The 24,034-nt window shown below is 39.8% G+C and carries 29 protein-coding genes; 16 read left to right on the top strand and 13 right to left on the bottom strand.

The window, feature by feature from the left end; genetic code table 11:
• The first annotated feature begins 448 nt into the window (after window positions 1–448).
• Window positions 449–1,672 (top strand): RES family NAD+ phosphorylase, encoded by a 1,224-nt coding sequence (locus CWC03_RS10840; RefSeq protein ID WP_138581937.1) that lies wholly within the window; start codon window positions 449–451, stop codon window positions 1,670–1,672.
• Window positions 1,673–1,892: 220 nt separating this feature from the next.
• Here the strand turns inward: CWC03_RS10840 and CWC03_RS10835 are convergent, their stop codons facing one another.
• The 4 genes from CWC03_RS10835 to CWC03_RS10820 all read right to left on the bottom strand — a co-directional run bounded on the left by CWC03_RS10835 (window position 1,893) and on the right by CWC03_RS10820 (window position 4,142).
• Entirely contained in the window at window positions 1,893–2,705 is an 813-nt protein-coding gene (locus CWC03_RS10835) for a sce7726 family protein (RefSeq protein WP_138581936.1), read from the bottom strand.
• A gap of 105 nt (window positions 2,706–2,810) precedes the next feature.
• Window positions 2,811–3,008, bottom strand: a complete 198-nt coding sequence (locus CWC03_RS10830) for a helix-turn-helix transcriptional regulator (RefSeq protein ID WP_138581935.1) — start codon at window positions 3,006–3,008, stop codon at window positions 2,811–2,813.
• Entirely contained in the window at window positions 3,008–3,253 is a 246-nt protein-coding gene (locus CWC03_RS10825; protein ID WP_138581934.1) for a hypothetical protein, read from the bottom strand. The genes CWC03_RS10830 and CWC03_RS10825 overlap by 1 nt, the downstream gene beginning before the upstream one ends.
• 7 nt (window positions 3,254–3,260) lie before the next feature.
• Window positions 3,261–4,142, bottom strand: coding sequence for a helix-turn-helix domain-containing protein (locus CWC03_RS10820; RefSeq protein WP_249314005.1), 882 nt, complete (start codon window positions 4,140–4,142; stop codon window positions 3,261–3,263).
• Between the two features lie 308 nt (window positions 4,143–4,450).
• Here CWC03_RS10820 and CWC03_RS10815 point away from each other — a divergent pair, with 308 nt between their 5' ends.
• Window positions 4,451–4,756: a hypothetical protein gene (locus CWC03_RS10815; RefSeq protein WP_138581932.1), complete on the top strand. Its 306-nt coding sequence runs from the start codon at window positions 4,451–4,453 to the stop codon at window positions 4,754–4,756.
• Here CWC03_RS10815 and CWC03_RS10810 read toward each other — a convergent pair.
• Together CWC03_RS10810 and CWC03_RS10805 are read right to left on the bottom strand one after the other, a co-directional pair.
• The gene (locus tag CWC03_RS10810) at window positions 4,753–5,037 is read right to left on the bottom strand and encodes a hypothetical protein (RefSeq protein ID WP_138581931.1); all 285 of its coding nucleotides are present in this window, start codon (window positions 5,035–5,037) and stop codon (window positions 4,753–4,755) included. The two genes, CWC03_RS10815 and CWC03_RS10810, sit on opposite strands and share 4 nt — an antisense overlap.
• A 28-nt stretch (window positions 5,038–5,065) precedes the next feature.
• On the bottom strand, window positions 5,066–5,671 hold the full coding sequence (locus tag CWC03_RS10805) for a 3'-5' exonuclease (protein ID WP_212748149.1): 606 nt from the start codon (window positions 5,669–5,671) through the stop codon (window positions 5,066–5,068).
• Between the two features lie 114 nt (window positions 5,672–5,785).
• On the opposite strand from CWC03_RS10805, the gene CWC03_RS10800 reads away from it, so the two are divergent.
• Entirely contained in the window at window positions 5,786–6,241 is a 456-nt protein-coding gene (locus tag CWC03_RS10800) for a hypothetical protein (protein ID WP_138581929.1), read from the top strand.
• Here the strand turns inward: CWC03_RS10800 and CWC03_RS10795 are convergent.
• Window positions 6,225–6,491, bottom strand: a complete 267-nt coding sequence (locus CWC03_RS10795; RefSeq protein WP_138581928.1) for a hypothetical protein — start codon at window positions 6,489–6,491, stop codon at window positions 6,225–6,227. The genes CWC03_RS10800 and CWC03_RS10795 overlap by 17 nt on opposite strands.
• A 96-nt stretch (window positions 6,492–6,587) precedes the next feature.
• Between CWC03_RS10795 and CWC03_RS10790 the strand changes: the two genes are divergently transcribed.
• Entirely contained in the window at window positions 6,588–6,851 is a 264-nt protein-coding gene (locus CWC03_RS10790; protein WP_138581927.1) for a hypothetical protein, read from the top strand.
• 38 nt (window positions 6,852–6,889) lie between these two features.
• Here CWC03_RS10790 and CWC03_RS10785 read toward each other — a convergent pair whose 3' ends face one another.
• Window positions 6,890–7,252, bottom strand: a complete 363-nt coding sequence (locus CWC03_RS10785; protein WP_138581926.1) for a helix-turn-helix domain-containing protein — start codon at window positions 7,250–7,252, stop codon at window positions 6,890–6,892.
• Window positions 7,253–7,432: 180 nt separating this feature from the next.
• On the opposite strand from CWC03_RS10785, the gene CWC03_RS10780 reads away from it, so the two are divergent.
• Window positions 7,433–7,867, top strand: a complete 435-nt coding sequence (locus tag CWC03_RS10780) for a helix-turn-helix domain-containing protein (protein ID WP_138581925.1) — start codon at window positions 7,433–7,435, stop codon at window positions 7,865–7,867.
• A gap of 1 nt (window position 7,868) precedes the next feature.
• Here CWC03_RS10780 and CWC03_RS10775 read toward each other — a convergent pair whose 3' ends face one another.
• From CWC03_RS10775 to CWC03_RS23460, 3 genes are all read right to left on the bottom strand, one after another.
• A complete protein-coding gene (locus tag CWC03_RS10775) occupies window positions 7,869–8,312 on the bottom strand; it encodes a helix-turn-helix domain-containing protein (protein ID WP_138581924.1) in 444 nt (147 codons plus the stop codon).
• A 48-nt stretch (window positions 8,313–8,360) separates the two neighbouring features.
• A complete protein-coding gene (locus tag CWC03_RS10770) occupies window positions 8,361–8,618 on the bottom strand; it encodes a hypothetical protein (protein ID WP_138581923.1) in 258 nt (85 codons plus the stop codon).
• Between the two features lie 516 nt (window positions 8,619–9,134).
• Entirely contained in the window at window positions 9,135–9,299 is a 165-nt protein-coding gene (locus CWC03_RS23460; RefSeq protein WP_171040233.1) for a hypothetical protein, read from the bottom strand.
• A 187-nt stretch (window positions 9,300–9,486) separates the two neighbouring features.
• On the opposite strand from CWC03_RS23460, the gene CWC03_RS10765 reads away from it, so the two are divergent.
• The 8 genes from CWC03_RS10765 to CWC03_RS10735 all read left to right on the top strand — a co-directional run bounded on the left by CWC03_RS10765 (window position 9,487) and on the right by CWC03_RS10735 (window position 13,743).
• The gene (locus tag CWC03_RS10765; RefSeq protein WP_138581922.1) at window positions 9,487–9,828 is read left to right on the top strand and encodes a hypothetical protein; all 342 of its coding nucleotides are present in this window, start codon (window positions 9,487–9,489) and stop codon (window positions 9,826–9,828) included.
• 83 nt (window positions 9,829–9,911) lie between these two features.
• Window positions 9,912–10,667, top strand: coding sequence for a hypothetical protein (locus tag CWC03_RS10760; protein WP_138581921.1), 756 nt, complete (start codon window positions 9,912–9,914; stop codon window positions 10,665–10,667).
• 17 nt (window positions 10,668–10,684) lie between these two features.
• Complete coding sequence (locus CWC03_RS23455; RefSeq protein WP_171040232.1) at window positions 10,685–10,828, top strand: hypothetical protein; 144 nt, start codon at window positions 10,685–10,687, stop codon at window positions 10,826–10,828.
• Window positions 10,829–10,838: 10 nt separating this feature from the next.
• Window positions 10,839–11,420 carry a hypothetical protein gene (locus CWC03_RS10755; RefSeq protein WP_138581920.1) on the top strand — a complete coding sequence of 194 codons (582 nt, stop codon included), beginning with the start codon at window positions 10,839–10,841 and terminating at the stop codon, window positions 11,418–11,420.
• 50 nt (window positions 11,421–11,470) lie between these two features.
• On the top strand, window positions 11,471–11,686 hold the full coding sequence (locus tag CWC03_RS10750; RefSeq protein ID WP_138581919.1) for a hypothetical protein: 216 nt from the start codon (window positions 11,471–11,473) through the stop codon (window positions 11,684–11,686).
• A 2-nt stretch (window positions 11,687–11,688) separates the two neighbouring features.
• Window positions 11,689–12,867 carry a tyrosine-type recombinase/integrase gene (locus CWC03_RS10745; protein WP_138581918.1) on the top strand — a complete coding sequence of 393 codons (1,179 nt, stop codon included), beginning with the start codon at window positions 11,689–11,691 and terminating at the stop codon, window positions 12,865–12,867.
• A 65-nt stretch (window positions 12,868–12,932) separates the two neighbouring features.
• The gene (locus CWC03_RS10740) at window positions 12,933–13,511 is read left to right on the top strand and encodes a hypothetical protein (RefSeq protein ID WP_138581917.1); all 579 of its coding nucleotides are present in this window, start codon (window positions 12,933–12,935) and stop codon (window positions 13,509–13,511) included.
• A gap of 22 nt (window positions 13,512–13,533) precedes the next feature.
• Window positions 13,534–13,743 (top strand): hypothetical protein, encoded by a 210-nt coding sequence (locus CWC03_RS10735; protein ID WP_138581916.1) that lies wholly within the window; start codon window positions 13,534–13,536, stop codon window positions 13,741–13,743.
• Between the two features lie 199 nt (window positions 13,744–13,942).
• On the opposite strand, the gene CWC03_RS10730 is transcribed toward CWC03_RS10735, so the two are convergent.
• The gene (locus CWC03_RS10730) at window positions 13,943–14,725 is read right to left on the bottom strand and encodes a hypothetical protein (RefSeq protein WP_138581915.1); all 783 of its coding nucleotides are present in this window, start codon (window positions 14,723–14,725) and stop codon (window positions 13,943–13,945) included.
• 937 nt (window positions 14,726–15,662) lie between these two features.
• On the opposite strand from CWC03_RS10730, the gene CWC03_RS23630 reads away from it, so the two are divergent.
• Both CWC03_RS23630 and CWC03_RS10720 read left to right on the top strand, forming a co-directional pair.
• Window positions 15,663–17,384 carry an alpha/beta hydrolase gene (locus CWC03_RS23630; protein ID WP_212748148.1) on the top strand — a complete coding sequence of 574 codons (1,722 nt, stop codon included), beginning with the start codon at window positions 15,663–15,665 and terminating at the stop codon, window positions 17,382–17,384.
• Between the two features lie 735 nt (window positions 17,385–18,119).
• Window positions 18,120–18,887, top strand: a complete 768-nt coding sequence (locus CWC03_RS10720; RefSeq protein ID WP_138581914.1) for a DNA/RNA non-specific endonuclease — start codon at window positions 18,120–18,122, stop codon at window positions 18,885–18,887.
• A 99-nt stretch (window positions 18,888–18,986) separates the two neighbouring features.
• Here CWC03_RS10720 and CWC03_RS10715 read toward each other — a convergent pair whose 3' ends face one another.
• On the bottom strand, window positions 18,987–20,615 hold the full coding sequence (locus CWC03_RS10715) for a cyanophycinase (RefSeq protein ID WP_138581913.1): 1,629 nt from the start codon (window positions 20,613–20,615) through the stop codon (window positions 18,987–18,989).
• Between the two features lie 489 nt (window positions 20,616–21,104).
• Here CWC03_RS10715 and CWC03_RS10710 point away from each other — a divergent pair, with 489 nt between their 5' ends.
• Complete coding sequence (locus CWC03_RS10710; RefSeq protein ID WP_138581912.1) at window positions 21,105–24,029, top strand: TonB-dependent receptor domain-containing protein; 2,925 nt, start codon at window positions 21,105–21,107, stop codon at window positions 24,027–24,029.
• Window positions 24,030–24,034 lie beyond the last annotated feature (5 nt).

The following is a 24,034-nucleotide window of genomic DNA, read 5'->3' as shown; positions in this document are numbered from 1 at the left end:
ACAAAGTGTGATCCCGCCGTGCAGTCCAAATGGATATCTGTACGTGTTAACTTACACATTGAAAGAACCATAGAGTTTCTAGAGCAAGACATCATTGGTGTACCATTAAGCGACTTTGATGGTGGTGAAGCATGGGAAGAGGAAGGCGAGTGGTAACATCTCTAATGATATAATAGCTTACAATACCTTTACAACGACCTTAATAGTAAAGGTATTTTTAGTTAAACTGTATTTGCTCGTACCTGGCTCTACAGTTTAGATAAAGAGATTTTGACGTCACTCACGAGTATCAGAATGAATTTATACCGTTAGTCAGAAATTATCACCTTTACCTTCATGGTTATATTAATCTTTACGCTCGCAATTTCCGGTGACTTAAGTGCTAACCTTAAAAGCATTACAATGATACCGGGTTTAATTTTTGTACATCAATATTATTTTGGAAAAAATGAACTTACATTTAAAAGAAATTTTTAAAGAATTTGAAAAAGAAGAAATAGACAAATCAATTGGTTTTATTTGCAAGAAATGTAATTCCACTGCATTCTACTTTAAAACAAGGAATAAGGATTATAAAGATGCAGAACAAAACTGTGTGATATGTTCAAAAAAAAGCACCAAAGGACTTATTTTAGAAGGTTTTATTTATACATTAAATAGAAAAATACCGAACCACTATAAATTAGTTGATAAAAACACATCTAATTCAATTCCCCTTGAAGATGTAGTATCTAGATTTACATATAACAATAAGGGATTTAAAACTAAAATTTCAAATTTGCTATGTAATGAAACACCAGAATTCTTTAAAGCTGAAGGGCGATATAAAGAGACTGTTGATGATAAAACCATTGAAAAATATAAAGAAGAATCCAAAACTGAGTGGCATGAAATATCAAATGATGTAAAACATAACCGTCGATTTACTAACAAAAAAGCAATTCAATTTTATGAAGGGTTAATTAATGATTGCTTTTTAATGATTGATAAAAATGATGAAAAAGATAAAAATTTCAACTCTGCCCTAACAAAAATTGATAAAGGAGTAAGTTTCTTTAGGGGGAGAATAGTAAAAGATGATACTCAAAAAGATATCTTTAGAAAAAATCCTAAAAAAGAGCTAGGAGCACCTCCAGAACTCTTATCCGCAAGTAACCGAATGAGCCCTTCAGGAATATCTTTTTTGTATACCGCTGGAGATTATGAAACTGCTATTGCGGAATTACGTCCTTATGTCGGTGATACCATTGCAATTGGAGAGTTTGTATCTACTAAACAATTGAACTTTTTTGATTTCACGCTGTTAGAAACAATTGAAATAAGAAAGTTTAATATTCTTGAAAACCCCCAAGGTGGCAATGATATAAGGAGGAGGTTTTTATTAAATGAATTACATAAGTTTGTTTCTAAGCCAGTTAGGCCCACAGATGTTACGTATATAGATCTTCAAATTTTATCTGAAACCATCCGTAATTATAAAGAAGGCATGTTTGATGGAATTATATTCAAGTCATCTCAACGCAAAGGAGGTCTTAATTATGTTATATTCGGTGATTATGATGAAAAAGAAAACGCTAAAGATTATTATGTTTCATTAGATAGCGATTCCAATGTAAACTTTTATAAAATTAGAGAGATTTCAACAAAAACTGAAAAAATTAATAATAAATAAGCTATTTCACGTTATATAGAAAGCTAACAAGAAGGTTAAAAGTGGCTCGGCTATCTCAGCATTCTTACTATGAATTGAGTTTCGTGATTAGGTTCCATGCGTTGCATGTCTTCACACCTCAATTAGTCGTTTCTATTGTCTTCAAGTGCATCGATATGAATGTTAGATTTGATTAAGTGCTATTAGTCAAATCTAACAGGTCAACTATGGCTTATTCAGATTAACAAGCCTTACTCTTTTTCACTCTAGGTATCACAAAAACAGGCTTTTCAGAGATCATTCCAAACTGCTTCATGGTTTTTGTTACATCAACTGCACCAGCCTCTACCAATTGCTCGTCATTAGGTAAGTCCCACCGATCAATAGCATCATCTGTACATTCTAAAGTTTCACTAGCAATTAACTTATTTGGACTCAACATATCTAAGTCGTCAATTGAAGTAAAATCACCACGGGCAGAAACAAAGTTATCATGCGTAACTTTGTATTTAGACTTCAAATATTCAAGCACAACTGAGCGCCAAAAAGTAATTGGTAACTTGCTATACTTTCCATACAGTTCTTGAAGGGTGTCAGCATGAGAACATGCAATCCCCCTATTTCTTAAAGCTCTTACTAATTCGCGCTTATCAACAAACGATAAGAATCGGCTTGCAGTGTTAATACGGTCAATTTTACCTCGCCTTCTAATTTTTATCTTAGGTGTGCAAGCATCAGCAAAATTAAGTTCAACAACTTCCACTCTGGGTGGCAATATTTGCTTTGCTTTTTCGGTAAACTTAGGAGAGCAAATCAAAGTCACTTTATCAAAAAAAGTCAGATACGTTTGTATCTGCCCTTCCAGTCTAGTCAAACTATCGGCATCACTTTTTATTTCAAACGCTTGTAATTTACCATTAGCAACTACTAAATCAGCTCTGCGACTAAAATCATCAACTGGTAACTCATTTATCAACACAGCATCTTTGCAAAGCTCTCCTCTTGCAATTAACCAGTCAATTGCAGCCGCTTTAAATTCAGACTCTTTAAACATTATTAATCCATTATCGGCATGCTAAGTACAAAATTAGTACAGTTAAAATATATAACAATAAGTGATAACTTGCGCATTCTATCTATTTCAATAGTAGTTTTGCAACTATCCAACCAAATCCCTAAACTCAACTTTAAACACTCCCTCAATTAGCCCAACCACGTCCACAAACTTAGGTTGGATCTCATTGTTCTCCCATCTTTGATACGTTCGCTCAGACACACCATAAGCAATAGCAGCATCCACTTGCTTTAAACCAGACTGCTTACGCGCACATTTAAGAATGTTACCGGCTTCAATCATTAGCGTTGGCTCTTAATCCAGTCAGACACACTAAGCACCCCAGCATTCTTAGCCCACTCAGCCATAACACGATTACCAGCTGCAGCTGCTCGGTTTTTATCACGCAAACTTGGTTCACCGCCAACCTCAGCAAGTACACGTGCTTTTTCAGCATTAGCTTGAGCCGCAGCAGCGTTGTATTTCGCACCTAAAATTGTCTTAAGTGCATTTTTAAAAGTGATTTGGTCAAAACGATAATTACCCATAACGGCCTCACAGCAAAACATTTTGCTTCTCAAGCAACGAAACCAACTCAATCCGTAAACGCCCTGCTCGCCACTCACCAATTAAGTCGTTTTGATGCCGCTCTGGTAACGCCTTAAATGGCATTCCTGCCTGCAAAGCCAAGCTCACATCCTTGCGACTCGAGTGATTAGTAATTTGGCCCGACAGCTCAAAGTCAGATGAACGACGCTGATTCGCCCGCAAACGCCCTAAACCCCGAGCCTTAATCTCGTCACTCAGCCAATCAAATTCAAACCCACGCCAATTTCGTACTACGCACTCGCCCAAACAGTCATCAACGCTCACCCCTTTGTTAAACGCAATCGTCAATTGAGGCGCCAGCCTGTTGATCACAGTTTGAGTTACATCCGCCTTCATCCGCTTTCGCATTGCCAGCCAATCGTTCAATGTTTGGTTCGAGGGCATTTCAGGCCAAACAGAAAAATCCAAATTTTTTGATTTATTTTTTATTGGTTCTTTGACTGGATCTAAAGAGTGACTGGTTCTGGGTGACACAATGTCACTAGGGGGTGGTGTCACGGTGTCACTAGGGGGGTGACTTTCTGACACTACCCCTAGTGACAATTTGTCACTAGGGGTAGTTGGCTGGATCATACTACTTAATAGCATTTCTCTTTCCAAAAAGTACACATTAGACCTATTTCCCTTTATCCCACCTTTTCGCACTTCTTTTCTAATGAGCCCATCTTCTACTAACTTATCAATGTGGCGCATAGCAGAACGTTTAGACATCTCACATTGATCAGCAATATGCTGATAAGACGGCCAACACTCTCCTTTATCACAGGCATTATCAGCAAGCTTAATCAACACTAACTTTCTTGCATGGCTTCCAACGTGAGTTTTCATTGCCAGAACCATAAGCTCCATGCTCATCACGCCACTCCTGTTGCTAAATCAACCAAACATGTCATACTAACCTCCGTCATACTTAAACCCGCAAATCCGGCTCGCCAAAGTTCAGATTGCGGGTTTTTGTTTGTCGGCCTACCCCTTTGGGGTAGGCTTTTCTTCTTTACTTACAGGCGGTGTCGCCTGCGGCTTGTTTTTACCCGGCATATGCCCTGGGTAACGCTCATATAAATTTTCAAACATCGCTTTCTCCTCAATCGAAAATATTGACTACTATTAAAACTCCGCAACACGGAGGAATACTCATGCCACAATTTGACGAACTATTTAAAAAACATGCAAAACCACTTTCAAAACTTCTCGTTGATAAATTTCCTAACGGTATACACCCAAGTTACGAAAACGTGCACCAAACTGAACCAAGCCAACAAATCGAAGACCACGAAAGAAACACTCTTAAAGAAGTAGTAAACTTTTTCTTTGAAGAGAGCTTTGTTCGTCAAAGCAAAGTAGACAGCGCCTGCATTGTGCTTACCGAAGCTGGCCTACAGAGACTAGGGTATAATTTAAAATTCAAACGAGACGCTCAGCCTGTAAACCTAAATCTCTAAACACCCACAATGCCCAAACGCTTCAAATGCGCTGCACGTTTACTTTCAAGCAGCGCAATTTGCGTACCCATCAACTTTAATTGCGCCTCGTCCTCAAATGGAATTTGGCCCTTAACTCTCACTGTTTCCCAAGCAACCCACCGGATGCTTTTATCCGGCATATCCACTTTCACCAACTCCGTTTCATGGTTTAAAGAGCTAAAATCCACACAGACCAATGGCGCCGTCACCGTTTCGCCCTCATCTGTAACAGCCGTAACCGTAAAATTATTAGGGTGCATACCCCTTCCTCCTATATGTATCAATTACTTAATCCATTGGTACAGTTACACATTGCCCCTTACTCACTTCCACCATCTGCATTGCATCTCTAATGCAATCGTGTAAAGAGTGATGAGGCACCAACCAACTAGGCTGCTCCCAATTTTCTAGGTAGCCCTTAGTGCCACCACTGAGCGCATCAATAAACGTTCTAACGTCGCGAACCTGGTTATACTTCCATGGCGCTTTTAAACCCGCGCTTTTATATAAACTCGCAAGAATAGGCGGATCAAAATCAGTACCACGGCAAAACACTTGGGCGTCTCCAATAAATGCCGTAAGTAAAGCCAGCGCATCTGCAAGTAACATAGTGCTACCACTTAAAACACTTTGTTTTGCTTGATTGCTCTGGCCATTCCACCAAGCAATAGTCCCGGCTGATGTCGTCCGCCCACTAAGCAGCTGCTCAGTCACATTTGGCATAACATGCAGAATGTTTTCACCAACCTCATTGAGCACACCGTCATTAACAGGCAGGCTCAAACCAGTATCCAAAGATACCCGCACAGCAGACACAGTTAACACCACCGCACTTGGCGATGTATCTAGTGTTTCGGTATCTATCACTACAATTTCTTTATTGCTAACAGCCACTTGCAACCCTCATCTCATTTAGTAAACCGGCTAACATGTGCATTTAAAAAACCCCTTACGTCTGCTAATCTGCAAGTGCGAACAAACAACATCAACAAACGAAAAGGACTAACCATGAACCACATGCAAAATATCCAAAAAGAAGACCATGAATATGCATTTACCGCATTTTCTACATTTATTCTCCACCATGCAGCAGAGCAGTTTCCTCTCGATGTATACATAAACAACAACTCTAAGTTTTGGACGGCATTCAGCAAATACTCATTTGATCATGCTGTCGATACTGCTATAAACGTGCTTGAGCCCACCCTTGAATGGCTTCATCAGGAAAACTACATTTGTCTTAAACATGCCTCTTTGGACTTCACTTCAATTCCAACAGTCTTATTAAACTACTCAATAACCGAAAAAGGACTCGATGCAATTAATCACAAATTCATGCTATCTCCATCAAACGCACAGCACGTGCTTAGGCAAGATAACGACGAAGTGTTCCTCATTAATAAGGAACAAGAATCATTCAAAGCACCTAACTTTGCATCAAAACTATTTAGTCGCGACAGCTAGTTGGCTCAATAGTGCGCTCAACATTGCCAAGCAATTCAGCTTGGCTTTTGCACAGTGCCGCTTTTGCCTCAAAGCTCTGCAGCGCATTTTTAATCTCTTGTCTTTTCTTAAAAATAAAGTCGAGTTCATATTGCATTAAAGCCGTTGTTACTTGTTGACCATCACTTATATAAGTGATTGTTCCAACGCTATTTGCTCCACTATCTTTTAAATTAAGTTGGTCAATCACATGGCTTGCAAAATCTGTCATCACTCCTCCAATTTCATTAACTTAACCGTTTACAAAAATCCGAATCTCTCTGCTATGCTTAATACGTAAAGGACATCAACAAAAAGGAATTGTTTAATGACTCAATACTCACACCCTAATCGTACAAACTCCCAACCAAACCCCAATTCACTTAAAGCTCGTGCCGCCGCTGAGTTCAGCCTTTATATGTTCGGCAAAAAACTAGTAGAACAGGACGACTACGCTAGCTATCGCCTTGACGGATGGTTTGAAGCCATCCAGCACTACATCGTGCAAAAACATAAGCTTCCTCAAGCTCAAGTCGCTTCGATGAAAACAGAAGCACTGCTCGATATACTTGGGGCCGAAATCACCGAATAACGGAATTACATGCTTCTATGTGGGTTTTATATAGGTAATCAGCCTGTAGGATGATTACAACCCTCTGCTACACCTAGCTCTTGAGCAATGCATTCAATAAAAGCCTTTTTTTCGCTAACGCTTGCTGAAGTGCTTACAGAGCAAACAGGTTGGAACAAACGCAATCCGCGTTTGTAGCATAAGGAGAACTGTGTGCTACGGTTTTGGAATTCGATATATGCATCATCAAGATCAACTTGAGTAACAGCCCCACTAGTTATGTTTGTAATTTCTAAACCTACATTTTCAGGTACACGTCTGTGACCATAAGCGTAACTCCTGACTGTGTGGACCGATTTACCTAACTTTATACTGAGCATCTCGTAATGCTTTTCGTCCACAATCCAATTAAGTAGTTTCATAAGCCCCCAATGATACAACAATGAAATACACATTATGTAACTTAAAATGTATATTATACACTAATTCTTGTAAGTCAACTTCCCAAGATCATTTATAAGATCACTTCATATCTACAAGATTGAATACACACGACTTTACATGTACTATTCTTTCACCCCTTTTGAACAAAAAGAGTTTTTATGAGCACGCCAAACTGGGTTTCTGTTGCCAATGAATTGATGAAAGAACAAAAGGTTTATCAAAAAGATTTGCTTGAAGTTTTTAACGTTAATAGTACTAGTGCTGTGAGTCACTACTTTAGTGGTAGGAATAGTATTTCATCTGAGCAACTATCAAAGTTAGCTAATAGATTAGGGGTGCCAGTAAGTAAGCTACTTAATGAAGAAGTTAGCTATGGTAAACTCCATGTGCAGACTTTAGTTGATACATTACAGACACTTGTTAGAATTGATAAACTACCCGACACCAAGATTGTGACTTTTTTTGAAACTTTAGAAAGCCTTGGGTTAGATAGAATCTCAGAGGTTTACGATGTGTTACTTGAGGCAAATCTTCAAAGGGATAAAGTGATCCAAGATGCATCTGATAGGTTAAAAGCGCAAAGTAACAGATAGCTTAACTGTTACTTTGCAATGGCGTTGTAAGTTTAACAGCTGTAGCCAACAGCAGTTCTTCTTTCTGTACCTTCGCTTGAAGTAAAGAACCATAAACTTCTACAAGACGCTCACCTGTTAACTGATTAAAAATAGAGAAAAACAGCTTCTTTTGTTCGTCGTCTATACCTGCAAATCTGGACAGAATAAGAAGTGACTCTTCCAAAATATCTGTGTCTAAAACAGAAGAAGTATCAGATAAATTAACGATAGTGAAATAATTTTCATCTACTCCCAAAAATATAGCTAATTTTCTTAATTGTTCGTCCGTTATACTGTATCTACCATTAAAGTAGTGACTAACACCACCTTGAGTTTTTACACCAAAAAGCGACACGAGATCCTTCTGTTTTACACCTTTAATTCGCATGAGCGCACTGGCTGCTCTGGCCCAATTAGCTTTCATTCAGAATTACTTCCTTTCTACTTATAGAGGGTAAAATCTAGGCAGAAATTACGAACCTCTCCGCTCAATTAGCTCATCTCGATGTCTCAATAAAATGGCCTGCTGAGCCAAGGTGCTATGTTGAACAAGCTTAGTTGTAATACCTAATGATTTGGTAGCCAAGTACACTTCGATATTAAGGACATTTGTGAAGTCAGGTTGTTGAGAGCTAATTTTTTGTTGTAAAACCAGTAAACGAAATTCGTTAACTGAAAGTAGTAATGTAAGTAATCCCATTAAAATCACTACAACACTAAACAGATCCATATAACCTCCCTTATACACTGTTAAGTGATATGCTTTCCACGGAATATACACAATGCAAATACAACTATCAACAAAAGGTTAACAATTTGGATTCCATAAACATACAAGTCTGCTATGAAACCGGTATTAAATAACAGTCTGTCGAAAAGTCTTCCCAACTGAATAAACGTTGCTACCAAAAAACACGCTGGTATCGCCACAGCCAGTTTATCCATTTTCAACTTGAAAATCCCATGGGCTTTTCTTACCGAAAAAATAAGAATGATGTTGATAAAACAAAAGGTTAAATACCATAAAGCAATACCTATCGTGTTACCTCCATTACTAGCAATCGAATAGAGATAAGGGGTCAAGGTGTGCATAACTAACGACGCAAATAGCGCGAAAGTTAATGTCAAACTAATGCTATCAATTCTTCGATAAAGTACTACATATAATCCCCAAAGGAATAGATAAGCCAAAATAACGTGCTTAGAAAGTTCATGCAATTCTAGCTGGAAAGACGAAAACATTTATTTATCCTTTTATGGCTATAGTGCTTTTTTTAGTAGCACCCTCTTCAGCAGCTTTATGCGCAGGTGGCTCTATTCCTCCACCATTTGTACCCCCAGTAACCTTTAAGGCCATATTAGTACTCAACTCCCTGGTCAGAGATTTATTTTTTAAACCGTAAAATTTCATGCATAACTCCAATGTAATTCACATCAAAACGCATACACAGTGCAATCAACAATGATTACAACGAGAAATAAAATAACCAAATAATTGACTAATTGCAATCACGATCGTAATCTTATTACAAGATAGATTACATTATGTATTCCAAATAACTAAAGCTAATGCTTTTAGCAACTAAGGATTGTACAGCATGGAAACAGAAATTAAACGCGCCATTTTACAATTGATAACATTAGGCATAACACCTCACCCGCGGGTGCATGTGTGCATTAACACGTATCCGACGATGCAAATGGTAGGGGTAATGGTGTATCTAGACCCAGACTTTTCTGGTGTAAGCAAGACCAAAACACTGCTCAACAAGAACATCCATATCGATAAAGCAGAAGCACTTAAAGAGCTAAATGAGGTTAACGAACAAATACAAATGTTGTGCGATCAATACTCCGAACAAGAGCAAATAGAAGCACAACCAACACCAACCTCAAGAACAGGATTTATATCTACGCTGCTGCACAGGTTAGCAGAGTAAAAAGCGGTAACTATTTCTCCATGTAGCACCAGAGACGTGCCCCCACAAGGGCACACCTCTTTTAACTTTTAAGGAACAATACAATGACGCAAGAAACACAAGAGTTTACTCCATCAATGAATAGCGCTGAAGTCTCAGCTCAACAGATGCTAACGAACGTACTGAGCGAGAGAATTCAGGCGGGAGCACTTGAAAAAGCAATCGCAACTCAAGTGGATAACCTAATTGAAGACACCGCTAAGGATGTATTTAGAAGCTACAGTGAGTTTGGTAAGGAGATAAAAAAGCAATTTACCAACGCTATTATGCCCTGTCTAAAAGATTTAGATGACTTACCGACTTACCACAATTTTGTAGCTAATCGACTAAAAGCAGCGGCTCAAAAGTTCTATGACGAACGCCTCTCTACTTTGTTAGAACAGGAACTAGCAGAAATAACAAGTGAGCTTCCTGAAACTGTGACTCTTTCATGGTTTTTGGAACGAGTAATAAAAAGTACTGACGAAGAGTACGAAGGCGAAATAACACTAATTATTGAAGAACCATCATGGTCATCAGGTAACTCATTTTCATCTCTCAAGGTGTACATCGATAAAGAAGCAGATAAATCTTCGTCTGAATGTGAATACGACCTGCACCTATCTAAATGCGAAGAAACCGGAAATTATGAAATTTTAGGCATACGTATTTCTGGGGATAATCCAAAAAATCAATTATCGATTGGACGCTTATATAACTTCGAAAAAGCGCTATTCAACGTCTATGCAATGAAAGGTCAAATAGTACTAGATAAAGGTATTTATGCTCACGACTATGAAACTTCTGGGTGTGATTGGTAAATAAAGCATGCACAAACATGGACATTATTACCGCCACCGCACTGCAATTGGCGTGGTACAAGGGCAAAGATAAGCCTGACGCCAGTGACAAACGAGAGGCTACGAGTTTAGTAGCCAAATGGAACAAGCAGCGAATAGCGCTTGGACTAAAACCTTGGTAGGAGAGCAACGATGACACCTAATATGATTAAAGAGATTATCAGCAACGCTGCACTGCGCGCAGGCCAGTTAGAAGAACACGATTATTTACCAAAAACAGAAATACAAGCAGCTCAATTTGTGCCACACAGCTGGGTGGTGAGCGCGATGTATGAGCTAGCCAATATGTCACATAAAATGGAGTCGGCTATTCGCCAGTTTGCATTAGAAAATAACGTAGACACCAGTGCATTAATAAATGCCCTGCCAGCAAGCAACCCGCTAAAGCCGGTTGAAGTACAACGGGACGAAAACGGGTATTGGTCTCACCCTGACTGGCCAATGTGGGATGACGGGAATACCTTTATTGAAATCCATAACTATGCACTATCACGTGGCTTTCGCTTATGTTTAGACAAGTTTGAAAACAGTTGCACGGTAGAACAGGAAGAAAGCTACTACAAACAAGGCAACACCAACATCAATAGCTGGCATCCAACCTGTAATACGCCCGGCGCATTTTTGCTCTCGATTCATGAAGCCGACGACGGCCCTATTGCTGTTTTTGCCGCCCCACTTGAGCGGAACTTAGTAAAGAAAAGTGAAGCAGCATGACCCAAAACTGAAAATGACTTTATAAAGCTTTAGGAAAAACTGGAGTTGTTATGACCCCCAAATTAATGAAAGTACGCGACTGGTTATCGCGCGAATTTGTAGAAGGTAGCGCACCGTCGCTAGAAACTATTAGACGCTTAATGGATAACGGCGAGATCCAAGGGCGTATCGTTGGAAAAAAGATGTATGTGTTTGAAGATCAGCGTTTTGGGGTGTCTCAAAACGTGTCAAACGCCGTTGATAAGTTGATCAGAATGAGCTGCTAGTGATGAGCCCTAAACGTAGACACTATAAAAATAGCGACTTACCCGCACACCTTTATCACGATGCCAAAAAAGGCTTTAGATTTAAGCTGATAAATGGTGAGCGGGTATCGCTCGGCTATAACCGTGCTGAGGCTATCGCCATAGCGCAAGAGTACAATATGCGTATGCGTGGCGGGAACAAACAAGGTATAGAGGCGCTTATTACTCGCTCTGCACCAAAACAAGAAGCACTAGCAGCTTACTTAGATAAGATCCAAACAAGGATAATCGACGAGGAAAAGCCCGCACACGACACCATGAAAACACTCATGAATGATATAGAACGAGCTAAAAAGTTCTTCGCCGAGACGCACCCAAAAGACATAGAACTAACGCATGTAAACGAGTATTTATATACCTTTCATGACGGGGCTAGCAACCAGGTTACAAACCGCAAAATTTCGTTTTTAGGTAAAATCTTTGCCTATGCCATGGACGAAGGGCTAATGACAAAAAACCCTGCCAAGCTCAAAAAAACCAAACCTAAAGAAGAAAAGCAGCGAGTTAGGTTAACACCCGACGACTTTAAACGTATTTATGCTGCTGCCCCACTAAATATAAAAGTAGCAATGGATTTGGCATTACAAACCACCCATGCCGCGCTAGAAATATCACGAATTGAATACAAACTGAGTAAGCCAATGCCAAATCGCTGCGGGTGCGTTTGGTTTAAAGAACCACAAATGCAAAACGGCGGTAAAGTTTACGGCACGTTATACATTCACCGTCAAAAAGTTAAAAACAAAGAAGCTGCGCACGTTGCAATACCCATTGGCCAAGCGATAAAAGACATTATTGATATGAGCAAAAAAGACCTGTTCTTTTCGCCTTATGTGGTCCACAAACGTGCTACTAACTACAACATAGTCAGCCAAGAATGCACCCACGCTACGCAGTTTAACCCGTCTTACTTAAGCAAGCAGTTCAGCGACATTAGAGACAAAATAGGCTTATACAAACACTTACCCAAGTCCAAGCGCCCTACTTTTCATGAAATACGCGCTCTATCCGCCTTCCTATATTCACAAGCCGGCATAGACCCACAAGCGAGAATGGCGCACACAGACGCTAAATCAACCAAGGTGTATACAGAGAACCATAGAGACTGGGTGGAAGTGCCGCTGGCGGAGTTAGTGATATAGACCTCATTCATTAACGGTCAAAAGTACTAATGCAAATTAAACATTGGATTTCAATTTGGAGATAAATGATGGAATTAACAGCAGAAAAGTTTTTAAAAGACGTTAAGCAACACAGAGTGACAGTCATAAAGGATGATGGTATGTATCGTCATTTATTAGTGCGTGAACCTGGCACTGTTTGTCAATCATTTAACATTGTTACCTCCCCAGGGATTTTATTCTATTACGGCGATATGGGTTCATTCACATTTTCTCGCGTGCAAGATATGTTTGAGTTCTTTAGAGATTCAAAGCTAAGAATCAATGCTCATTACTGGTCTGAGAAGCTTGTGTCGGTTGATCGCCATGGTGGCTATAAAGCCTTTTCATTTGATAAATTCAAAACGAATGTTTTGGATTACTGCGAAACAGAAGCTCAAAAAGAGTGGATCAGAAGCGAGCTAAACAGCATAGAAGAAGATGAATTTGGCGCTGTAGAGTTTTATCGGAGTTTCAAAAGCGACAACGAATATGGTATTGATTTAAGCGACTTTTGGGAGTGTGACAATAATGAATACACTCCTCGTTATTTGTGGTGTTGTTACGCAGTCGTTTGGACAATTCAGCAATACGATTTATTGCTGATTCAAAATAAATCAGCGTAACTGGAACTCGGGGAACATAAGCATGGCAATAATCAACTCAGCATGTACATGTGGAAGGAAAATAACAGTTGCTACAGGTGCTGATTCAATGAGTAATCATCGTAAAGACGGAAAACAAGCCTATTATCCAGAACATTTACCTTCAGTAGAATATAACTACAGTATTTTTAGATGTGAAAGCTGTGGTAAGCCTGCCAGTGAAACAGTCAAAGGTTATGAGTATGATCTTTAGACGTTTTTAGCACTTACTAAGTGGATGGCGTTGTTCTGGTGTCATACCGATAGCAAAGTGCTCCCCACATTAATTTGAATGTAAAAAGTGCATAGTGATCTGGTATGAAAGTTAATAAATTTGTCAAAGCTCCTGATACTCTTTATCAAGAGCTCTGACCAGTATAATTTAAAAAGTTTTAATGGACAGAGACAAAAGTTTATCTTAAAACGCTCATAATTCTGGCATAAAAGGTATTTGCATTATTTAAACCGTTTGGGCAATACCCCCAAATATTAGTATCTGTTTCACTCATGCAATAATTAAATCTTGGGCGAGGGTTATCGTCATCATCACCATTATCGTATGCCTCTTTTTGATCATTGTAAAAATCACGCATTTCTATATCTTTAAGCACTCCATTTTCGTCCCTGCAATTTGAATAACGCCAGACTCCCGTTCTAGGGCTTTCACAGTAACTATACCAGTCACTGCTCCCTTCATTTGCAACATACCACCCTTTATAGGGAAGATTATCAACATTATTGTACTTATCTACCCACGCTTTAATCGCTTTAGCCTTACTCGAATAAGTCTCTCCTACAACTCCGAAAATGCTATTTTTATAGTGATACTTCCCACAGCTACTTTCAGTGCACCCCACAGTACTTGCAAAAACGACACAGTGCCTTGCGTCCCTAGCATACGCTTTACACATGTTGATTATTGTATTTGCATCATTCAAATACCACCCTTCCCATTCACCATCTGGTGACGCCAATTTCATCATGGCTTCTTGCAGTCTTTCAGTGCTCTCTTTCCACCCAGTTTCTTGAGTCCAATAAATAGAATCAGGGTTTGCCTCCATCTCTTTAACCTCAAACTCTGTATAACCCATTGAACTCAAAACATTTGCAGCATTAGGTAATGGAATATCTCGTATGTTGCCTGCATATGACGATGTGGAACCTATAAGTAGGGCCAAAGTAAGTAGTTTTTTCATTTTCAATTTTCCTTAAAGAATTTCCAAACAGATAAAACAAACAAGATATTAACACCTATAAAACAAATTGAAACATAAATCAAACTCTCGAGATGCAATATAAACTAATGAAAGAGGCTGAAAAATTGATTTGAACGGGCAATAATTGGTGGTAATTAAAAACTTAACTTATTGTTTTAGCTGACATAAAAAATGCACCAGAACAGACAAAAAAACTGTTTTTATATACAGTTTATTTTGAAATAAATCTAATTAAAACAGATTGTTAAAGCGTAATTTATAGTAGCTATGGGGTGTCAGGGGTCGCAGGTTCAAATCCTGCTATGCCGACCAGCTTTTCCTTACCCTATTCAATAAGTTAACTCTATCTACTATCATTCTTATCGCACATTAGTTTCGTCGCACACTTGCTGCACCATATTTCAATAAAATTATTTTGCCCTTTTAGCTCCTTTTAGGGGAGGATATATAGGACGACACCTAATAGCACCTCAAATGAGTGGCATTGCTCTTAGGTCTAAATGAAACTGAAGCTTGAACGACTAGAAGGAATCTTTTTGTGAGAAGCAACCCAAAACAAAACTCCACTATATTTAAAGAAGCTGAACAATACGTTAGCTTTTACTTTATGAACTATTACAACTGGAGAAGGCCACACAGTCATAACGATATGCAAGCTCCAGCAGTAGCAGAAGAAAAACTTAGTTCACTGTCAGGAATTAGTTGATCACTACAAGTTACAAGAAATGGACATTGGATCTAACTTAATTTTGAAGAGGAATTAGTTAGTACACAGAATAATTGCAATCGCAGAAAAAAGGATGCTGACTAGTCCTATTTTCAAAACCTTTAAACCTTTTTTATATTTTTTGCGTCTAAAGCCTCAACTCCTACATTGTTAACATAAAACTCAGTAAATAAAGTGTTAAGGATAATAATGAAACGTTTACTTGCACATTTAGTATCTATCATCATTCTATCGATTTCCCTTTCAGCTACTGCCCATGAGGTTTTACAGTGTGTTTCAGATAAATACATTTTTCCTAAAACACAAAAGAGTGGCTTATCAAACCCAGCCGAAAGAGGGAAGTATAAATTTGACGTGATTACCTACGGGGAAAAGCCATTTTTATTCTCTATTGATGAGCCCGACATAATTACTCCTACCATCACGCTACCAAGCTTTCTTGCTGACTATTCCAAAAATCAGGGCTATAAATATGACGCATACCATACATTTGAAAGCGCAAATTTAGCGCTAGATGGTAAAGTTTGGTTTCCTGATACTTCAGAGAAGAAGCCTGTTATTCTTTTAGTTCATGGCAATTCAGACCCAGGTTTTGATTATTTAGGTGAGTTGTTTTCTAGTCGCGGTTACGTCGTTGTTCAGGTAGATCAAACTTATTTAAATGGCTTAATGGGAGAAAGCGGCGCTCGTGGCTGGGTATTGTTGGAACACCTGAAGCTACTGCGTTCTTGGAATCGAAAACAGGATAGCATTTTTTATAACAAACTTGATTTGGAAAACATTGCATTAATTGGTATGTCTAGAGGAGGGGAAGCCGTCTCCTTAGCCTCTACATTCAATAATTTAAAAACCTTACCAAATAGCGATAAGCTTACAGAGTTTGGTTTCGGTATTAAATCGGTAGTTGCGTTAGCCCCAATGGATGGTCAATATCAACATGCTAATGGCAAAAACATTCTAAGAAACACTAATTACTTAGTACTGCAAGGAGGGCACGATGCTGACGTTTATCAGTTTCTTGGTAGTCAGCAATGGCAAAGAACGTTATTTGATGACGGTAATGACTATGTAAAGTATTCAATTTACGTATATAAAGCTAACCACATAAATTTTAATCAAGATATGTCTAATGATACTCATTGGGGAGGAAGCAAAAGATTTTATAAAAAGCTATTGTCGCCTAAACAGCAAGAGCAGTTGACCAAAGTCTTTGTATCTGCCTTTATTGATCTTACTTTGTTAGGGAAGAAAGAATACGAAAATATACTAAGACGACCTCCCATCTCAGAGTTTGATCTTCCCAAGGACATCTATGTCTCTCGATATATAACTTCAGCTTTTCAAGTTATTGAGAACTTTGACATTCTCAATACAGATCGTAAAAGGTATAAGGTTTTGGTTGATGGCCAGGAGCAATTGGGCATGCCTTCAATTGTAAAGGAGCAATTAAGAGGTGGCGTAGATACACCAAACAATGTATTAGCTCTGAAACTCAAGAAACAAGTTGAAACTTCTTTTCAAGTTAAATTAGCGTCAATCGATGGCTTGACGATGAAAGATAAGTTTTTAACTTTTGCAATAGCAGTGTTGGACTCTGAAAAGAACAGAGAATGTAGCCCATATAACCTGTTGTCTGACATAAATATAGAAGTTCTCAATAAGTATGGCGTCGTAATTAATCAGAATTTTACTTCCCCAGGAAGCATTTCCCCGCTGTTAACTTCAGACTATTCAGAGCTGGAGAACAAAGATGTAAGTTATCCACCTACAGAGCCATTACTTCAGACCGTTGTTTTTCCTATCGAACTTATAGCAGAGAGTAGTAATACTGATAAGATAATATTAAATATTAGTTTTACGCCAAGCCAAAACATGTCAATCATCTTAGATGATATTGGCATTGCTCGCTAGACCAGGCGACCTTTTAAAAGCATACCGCAAAACGCTTTGCGTGAGAGTAGACACGATCATGGCACATTGACGCATGCGGGTGTAACTTTCCTATAAAGTTAAATAGTTTATAAGGAGAATTTCTACGATCAGCACAACAATGGTTACCACTACTATTATGCAAGAACTGCAATACTGAGAATTTATAATGTGATGGCCAAAAAGCATTGGCCACTACACAACTTTCTTCAACGCAGTAATAAAGCTTTATGGATTTGGGAACTTTGAAATCAAAAGTTTAATCCTGCAGAAGTCAGCATGTAACTATTTTAAGGCTCAAAACCTGCGCGCTTCTTCCAACTCAACCGATTTCTGTATCGATAAATGCGTTACTACCTTATCTAGACTGGGTGAAAAATTCCTGATCAAACAAGAACTGTAATGTAAAACCATACAGAGTACCCAAATATAAGCTGAGAAATTTGCCGACAAGGGTTGAAGGTGAGAATGCTAATAGTGGACAACAATTGAAATTATCACTTTGCTCCTAGCCTCTATTTTCCAGTTAACTTGTAAAATAAAAATGAGGGACTTTTAACATAATTTATAGCTATAACGCCTTATAAATCTGCTCTTTCACTGTAGTTCTCAACTAACAGCAGCGATCAAAAAACACAATATATTTACATTAAAGTAATAATACTGACAAATAGCCAACCTAGTATTGCGTGACTTTCAATTAAGCACGGGATTAAAATGAAATTCGCAATACTTATACTTGCAGTCAGCGCGACTGCAAATGCAAACACCAACATATGTAGCAACTACGGTTGCCCAACTGGCACACCATCAAGTAATGATATCGTTGAGCGACCTATATATGTACTTAGCAATAATCGCGCAACAAAGTTTGCGGACTGGGTAGCATACAAAGTCACACCAAGCACAATTGACGGACCAAGCCGTTCAAGGAGTTGGAAATCAGACCCTAAAATTGCAAGTAGATACACGCTAGAGCCAAGTGACTACAGCGATGCATGGGCAACTATTCATACAGATAGAGGTCATCAAGTGCCTTTGGCGTCGTTTTCCAATACATCCAATTGGAGCGATACTAACTACCTCTCGAACATTACCCCGCAATCATCAAACCTTAATCAAGGCCCATGGGTTAAATTAGAAAATGCAGTGAGAAGTTTAGTGCGAACAGGCGAAAATGCCTATGTGTTCACGGGTCCCTTGTATGAATATTACTTTGCTACCTTGCCTGGTGCTGATGAATCTCACACTATTCCGTCAGGCTATTTTAAGGTCGTTGTCACAATAGCAGGCTCAAATGTGAAGGCTTCTGCTTTTATCATGGAGCAAACTTCTGGTAGATATCTTGATTACTGCAAAACAGAAGTAACCATTGACGAAGTAGAACAAAAAGCGGGCCTGAATATCCTACCTAGCCTGCCAAGCTATAAAGCCACCGACATTGAGGGTCGAGTCGGCGGTCTTAGCTCACAACTAGGCTGCTAATTATGATGGCTACCAGTTGGTAGCCGTTTAATTCACTTTGTAATTTGCTTCAAGGCATTTTCGCGATGAATACCCGCCTCATTTAAGGTTTAGGTTACACTACTTTTCATGCCATTTTACGCTTATGTTTTTGACTCGGAATTTCCCATTGACCACCCTGTCACAGCGACTCTGGTTGGTTCGTTCAATATGAATGTTTGGCAGGTCTACCTGTGAGGCTTCCACTTCACTAAGGTGCTCTAAACACATAAGCTGTGTCACTTCACGGAGCGCATTGTCTTCGACTAAATTTTCAACTAGACGTTTGCCTTTTGTGTTGTTCACCACATTACTGTCGCTTTTATCCTTTGAATGTAGCTTGGACATTGAAAACGCACTGCCTGCAGGATAAAACGAATAGTAGAAATGCTGTGGCTTATGAGTTTCAATCACGACTACGCCCTGCTTACCAAGTACCGAGAACTCCTCTTCAGTACTTTCAAATTTTAGTGCTGTGGTTTCATCCACACCAAAACCAAATTTTTGGCCGCTTTTTAGTGCTAACACCGCAAGCCTAAAACTTCTGCCTCTTTCACTAAAATGCGTATCTAAAACGCCAAAGGAAAAGACTCCTAAGCCACCTGTAGCATCATAAGTTAATGCATCGGCATTTAGCTTGCCACACCCACCATGCTTTTCGCAGTGTTGTACTGGAGCAGAGGCATTTATCGCACCATTTAATATAGCTTCGATGCTGCTACCATTGGTGATCATTGGAACATTACCGAAGGTATTTTTTCCGCCAGCCAGCACCGCTGTTCCGGCACTCGTACCGATAATTATTGGTATCTCCTTTAGAACTTTAGTCCAAGGATAAGGCGTTTGCTTATCGGTAGCATACATAACTAGCTTAGTGAGTGATTGATCACCGCCGTTAAACATGACCGCATCCGCAATTACCAACTGCTGTTTCACTTTCTCAATCCCTTGCTGGCAAAGATTATATTCGGTTAATGTTCTATCCGGATAAATGACTTCACGATTATAAACCCCATTGAGCTGGTTACGATAGCTATCTAGGTTTTCACAGTCATCGCGACTAAGTGCTGCGGCTAATGCTGGAGTAAGGGGGAACCATTGAGCATTAACATCGTAGCTTTGAAATAGTCCTTCATAGAAATCAGCAGACTCATAAGGATCACGAGAAGATGCAGTGACAAGCAGCAATCTTTTGGTTTTTGTCTTGCCAATGCGCTTAGCAATATCTTCTATGATTTCGGTGCTCGCTGGCTCATTATTTCCGTTAGTATTAACTATTTCAGGTATGCGGTTATGCTCATACAACAAGGGCAGTTCAAGCATATCGAAGAAGAAGTTATATTCTTTATCACTCCAACTGCGATATAAGCCTTCATCAAATTGTTTCGCATGCTGCGCAAGCTGTAGTTTAGATAAAACTTTGTTCGATGGTAATTTCTTAAGCAGTTTAAGGGTGCGCCTTAGGTGCGCGCGATTGTTAGTTGGCCAACCTTTAGTGAATTTATTTATTGCCCTTTCATCAACAGAAAACAGCAAATGCGTTTTCACAGCCGCTGAAAATTCGACATTTTCTGCACAGTTTTTTGTAGCCATACTAGAGCAAGTTTTGAGTGCCCCGCCAATCAAATAAAGTGTTTGCGCAGAAGAGGTTAAGCTGAAGAAAAGCGTACCCACAGTTAACACTGTGGTTATAAAAAACACAACATTCATGATAAATTCCAAACAAATTTGTTAAAAACGACTTGTCAGCACAAAAACGCTTGTGCTATAAATTTTAATGAACATTGCGAAGCGCAAGCTAGCATACGCTGGTTTGCATTGTCAAAAAACACGAGATGAAAATATGTTGAAGAATGCGTTCAAATTTGTTTGCTACTTCTACTCACCTCACTACCTTTCTGAGTGGTTCGACGAGTAGACACACGGTGTAAAGCCGTGGCGTTGTCTATTAATTGCAACCCCACCTCTTGATTTCTATAAAAATTAAACGGCTGACTTAAGGCATACTATCGCGATTATTTTTCGTAGTGGCGTGGTTTTTATCTGTCTAATTGAAACTGACCTATTGTTTTTAACGCTTTTTAAGCACAAACGATTGCGAAGTTTCAACTCGGTAGAGCAATAAACACAACAAATAAATTCTACAGCACCGCCATTCGCCTGTACTAAGCCGCTCATCAACAGAAAGTAGGTGAAGTAATGTACAACAAACTATTCGTAGCAATTTCAGCAGCCTTGGCTGCTTCAAGTTTTAATACTCATGCAGAAGAACAAACAGATCAAAACGTAAAAGCCGTTGAAAGAATTGAGGTCACGGGCTCTCGCATAAAAGGCGTTGATTTAGAAGGCACACAGCCCGTTACTATCTTAAGCTCAGAAGACATAGACCGCTCAGGTGCTTCCTCAATTTTCGAGTTACTTCAAGACCTTCCTCAATTAAAAGGTGGCTCTGGCACATTCTCCACAAGCGAGAGTGGCAGTACATCAACCTCAACACCCGCGGGGCAAGCAGCAGCCAGTTTACGAGGCATGGGTCCTTCAGCGACGTTAACCTTGATCAATGGTCGTCGTGTCGCGCCAAGCTCTTTTGCGGCGGGCACACAAAACTTTGTTGATGTAAACGCCATCCCCTTAGCGGCAATCGAACGAGTTGAGATCCTAGCGACTGGGGCATCCGCAATCTATGGAGCCGACGCCGTTGCGGGTGTGATTAACTATATTCTTAAAGACAATTACGATGGTGCAGAACTTGAGGTTAGCTATGGTAACAGTCTTGAAAGCTCTGATGAGGGCAAAACACAAGTCAATCTAATTTGGGGAACTGAAGTTGGTAATGGCAGCCTTATGTTGTTTGCAGATTTTTACGACCGAAACCAATTTAACGCAACAGATAGAGACTTCTTAGCAACACCCAACTTAGTTAACGGATATTCTTATCTTCCTAAACTCAACAATACGCCTAATATTTATTATTACAGCAGTCGCGACGGTAATGAGCTTCCAGCACCTGGCTGTATGAGCCAGCTGATCACCACTGAGTATGGGGAGCAGATCTGTGCTTACTATGGTAATCAAGATGATGTGCTGAGCACTCCATTTGAGAGTGTGTCTGGTGGTGCGATGTTCAATCAACAGGTTGGCGAGTTAACTTGGAAAACTGAATTTTTTATCAGTAAAACAAAATCGACGGCTTATTCAACCCCAGCCGCAATCAATCAGATTGATGACAGTGAAGGCCCTTGGGTGAGAGAGGGTGCCCTCTTCATTTATAGCGACGCAAGCGGTAACAACTCGCTACTTAATTCACTTTACATCGACCCATTCGACACACAACTTGGACAGGAGCAATGGGGGTTTCAGTTTGATGCTCGCTTTACCTCACCACGCACCATTGAAGTCGAAAGCCAAAATATGCGATTGGTTTCGAGCCTAGAAGGGCAGCTAGGCGAATGGGATTGGGTATCTGGGATTATGTTCTCTGAATCTAAATCAGATCAGGTGGCCACCGATGGGGTATACAATCGTTATAAGTTTCATGCCGCTTTGGCCGGGGAGCTATGTGGTGATGGGAACATTGCCAGCATTAACGACGGCCAGTTAAGCTGTGCTAATAGTAACCTGCTCGACTTTTATAACCCATTCTTAGTAGGCAATGCCACTAACGATGCAACACTTGCACTTACCAAAGCACGCCCGACCCGAGAAGGTACAAGCCGTATTTACAGCTGGGATTTTACTGTATCGGGTGAGCTCTTTTCTTGGCAAGATATCGCGGTACAGTCCTCGTTTGGTCTCGAAGCACGAAAAGAAGAGCTGTCGGACACCCCTTCAAATGATGCGGTTGCAGACGCTGCCAACGATTACTTAGTTGATGTATTTGGTTATGGCTCTAGCATCGCGGACGCAAAAAGAACGCAGCTAGGTGCATTTGTAGAGCTATACATTCCAGTAACAGAAACCGTAGAAATGCAGGTGGCTGGACGATATGACCACTTTGACGACTTTGGCTCAACTTTTAATCCAAAAATCGGCATAAGCTATCGTCCTACTGATGCCCTAATGTTACGAGCCGGTTGGTCTACTTCTTTTAGAGCCCCTTCTTTAACGCAGGCGGGGGTAAAGCTGAGAACAACGACTTCAACCTTCGATTGCGGCGCGAATCAAGCTGTCGCCGATCTGTATTGTGAGGGTGATGGCACGCAAGTTACGGTTAACTCCTTAGAGCTTGGTAACAGCCAACTTAACGCAGAAGAGTCTGAATCTATTTCTCTAGGTTTAGCCTGGAGTCCAACTCGAGATACCACTATCGCGATTGATTACTGGCAGTTTGAATATACCGACGTTATTGATACAAATATGACCGCTGTACTCAGTCGTGCGATTACCGATCCGTCGTTGCGTCATTGTGGCCTTGTACCTGATGGTCTGATGGGTATTTCGTATGATGAAAATGTTTGTAGCGTAACCGATACACAAGGTTTGAGCATAGATCAAAGCGGCGCTGATCTAAGCGAAATTTTGGCGGCTTATATCAATGAATTTGACTCTCGCGCTCAAAGCCTACAACTATATCGCGATCATGTTATTCAATTAGAGAACACAGGTAGCCAAGATATCGCTGGGTTGGACATTAAATTTGATCATAGATTTAGATTTGATAACGCTGACTTAATCGTGAAACTGGATGCAACTCATTACCTTGAATACGAACGCAATAAACCAGGCTCTGATCAAAGTGAAGAACTTGTTGGTACCTTCAGATACCCTGAAAATATAGGCAGAGTTTCAGTGACTTATAACGCTGATAATTTTTATGTCTCGCTGGGTGCAAACTATACTGACAGTTATGAGGATGACATCGAAGGGCTACGTGGTCGAGAAATCGACGAGTTAGCTGAACTTGGGCAACTCGATAGCGAAGGGAAACGAGATGTTGATAGCTGGACAGTGGTTGATGTTAGTGCGGGTTATGAGTTCTCAGAGCACCTAAAAGTGAGGCTCAGTATTGATAATCTTTTCGATAAAAAGCCGCCTGTGGTTTATGGCTCATCGCGAGGTTTCGACTCAATCAATCACAATGCGTTAGGCACCAACTATACTCTCGGATTAACTTACCAGTTCTAATGGAG

The organism is Pseudoalteromonas sp. S2755, from assembly GCF_005886535.1.
Lineage (GTDB): Bacteria > Pseudomonadota > Gammaproteobacteria > Enterobacterales > Alteromonadaceae > Pseudoalteromonas.
This window is presented reverse-complemented; position numbering and strand designations above follow the sequence as displayed.

Excerpts from the sequence above, each read along its gene's own strand:
- CWC03_RS10840 (WP_138581937.1), top strand. The coding sequence starts at position 449 with ATGAACTTACATTTAAAAGAAATTTTTAAAGAATTTGAAAAAGAAGAA.
- CWC03_RS10835 (WP_138581936.1), bottom strand. The coding sequence starts at position 2,705 with ATGTTTAAAGAGTCTGAATTTAAAGCGGCTGCAATTGACTGGTTAATT.
- CWC03_RS10830 (WP_138581935.1), bottom strand. The coding sequence starts at position 3,008 with ATGATTGAAGCCGGTAACATTCTTAAATGTGCGCGTAAGCAGTCTGGT.
- CWC03_RS10825 (WP_138581934.1), bottom strand. The coding sequence starts at position 3,253 with ATGGGTAATTATCGTTTTGACCAAATCACTTTTAAAAATGCACTTAAG.
- CWC03_RS10820 (WP_249314005.1), bottom strand. The coding sequence starts at position 4,142 with ATGAAAACTCACGTTGGAAGCCATGCAAGAAAGTTAGTGTTGATTAAG.
- CWC03_RS10815 (WP_138581932.1), top strand. The coding sequence starts at position 4,451 with ATGCCACAATTTGACGAACTATTTAAAAAACATGCAAAACCACTTTCA.
- CWC03_RS10810 (WP_138581931.1), bottom strand. The coding sequence starts at position 5,037 with ATGCACCCTAATAATTTTACGGTTACGGCTGTTACAGATGAGGGCGAA.
- CWC03_RS10800 (WP_138581929.1), top strand. The coding sequence starts at position 5,786 with ATGAACCACATGCAAAATATCCAAAAAGAAGACCATGAATATGCATTT.
- CWC03_RS10795 (WP_138581928.1), bottom strand. The coding sequence starts at position 6,491 with ATGACAGATTTTGCAAGCCATGTGATTGACCAACTTAATTTAAAAGAT.
- CWC03_RS10790 (WP_138581927.1), top strand. The coding sequence starts at position 6,588 with ATGACTCAATACTCACACCCTAATCGTACAAACTCCCAACCAAACCCC.
- CWC03_RS10785 (WP_138581926.1), bottom strand. The coding sequence starts at position 7,252 with ATGAAACTACTTAATTGGATTGTGGACGAAAAGCATTACGAGATGCTC.
- CWC03_RS10780 (WP_138581925.1), top strand. The coding sequence starts at position 7,433 with ATGAGCACGCCAAACTGGGTTTCTGTTGCCAATGAATTGATGAAAGAA.
- CWC03_RS10775 (WP_138581924.1), bottom strand. The coding sequence starts at position 8,312 with ATGAAAGCTAATTGGGCCAGAGCAGCCAGTGCGCTCATGCGAATTAAA.
- CWC03_RS10770 (WP_138581923.1), bottom strand. The coding sequence starts at position 8,618 with ATGGATCTGTTTAGTGTTGTAGTGATTTTAATGGGATTACTTACATTA.
- CWC03_RS23460 (WP_171040233.1), bottom strand. The coding sequence starts at position 9,299 with ATGAAATTTTACGGTTTAAAAAATAAATCTCTGACCAGGGAGTTGAGT.
- CWC03_RS10765 (WP_138581922.1), top strand. The coding sequence starts at position 9,487 with ATGGAAACAGAAATTAAACGCGCCATTTTACAATTGATAACATTAGGC.
- CWC03_RS10760 (WP_138581921.1), top strand. The coding sequence starts at position 9,912 with ATGACGCAAGAAACACAAGAGTTTACTCCATCAATGAATAGCGCTGAA.
- CWC03_RS23455 (WP_171040232.1), top strand. The coding sequence starts at position 10,685 with ATGGACATTATTACCGCCACCGCACTGCAATTGGCGTGGTACAAGGGC.
- CWC03_RS10755 (WP_138581920.1), top strand. The coding sequence starts at position 10,839 with ATGACACCTAATATGATTAAAGAGATTATCAGCAACGCTGCACTGCGC.
- CWC03_RS10750 (WP_138581919.1), top strand. The coding sequence starts at position 11,471 with ATGACCCCCAAATTAATGAAAGTACGCGACTGGTTATCGCGCGAATTT.
- CWC03_RS10745 (WP_138581918.1), top strand. The coding sequence starts at position 11,689 with ATGAGCCCTAAACGTAGACACTATAAAAATAGCGACTTACCCGCACAC.
- CWC03_RS10740 (WP_138581917.1), top strand. The coding sequence starts at position 12,933 with ATGATGGAATTAACAGCAGAAAAGTTTTTAAAAGACGTTAAGCAACAC.
- CWC03_RS10735 (WP_138581916.1), top strand. The coding sequence starts at position 13,534 with ATGGCAATAATCAACTCAGCATGTACATGTGGAAGGAAAATAACAGTT.
- CWC03_RS10730 (WP_138581915.1), bottom strand. The coding sequence starts at position 14,725 with ATGAAAAAACTACTTACTTTGGCCCTACTTATAGGTTCCACATCGTCA.
- CWC03_RS23630 (WP_212748148.1), top strand. The coding sequence starts at position 15,663 with ATGAAACGTTTACTTGCACATTTAGTATCTATCATCATTCTATCGATT.
- CWC03_RS10720 (WP_138581914.1), top strand. The coding sequence starts at position 18,120 with ATGAAATTCGCAATACTTATACTTGCAGTCAGCGCGACTGCAAATGCA.
- CWC03_RS10715 (WP_138581913.1), bottom strand. The coding sequence starts at position 20,615 with ATGAATGTTGTGTTTTTTATAACCACAGTGTTAACTGTGGGTACGCTT.
- CWC03_RS10710 (WP_138581912.1), top strand. The coding sequence starts at position 21,105 with ATGTACAACAAACTATTCGTAGCAATTTCAGCAGCCTTGGCTGCTTCA.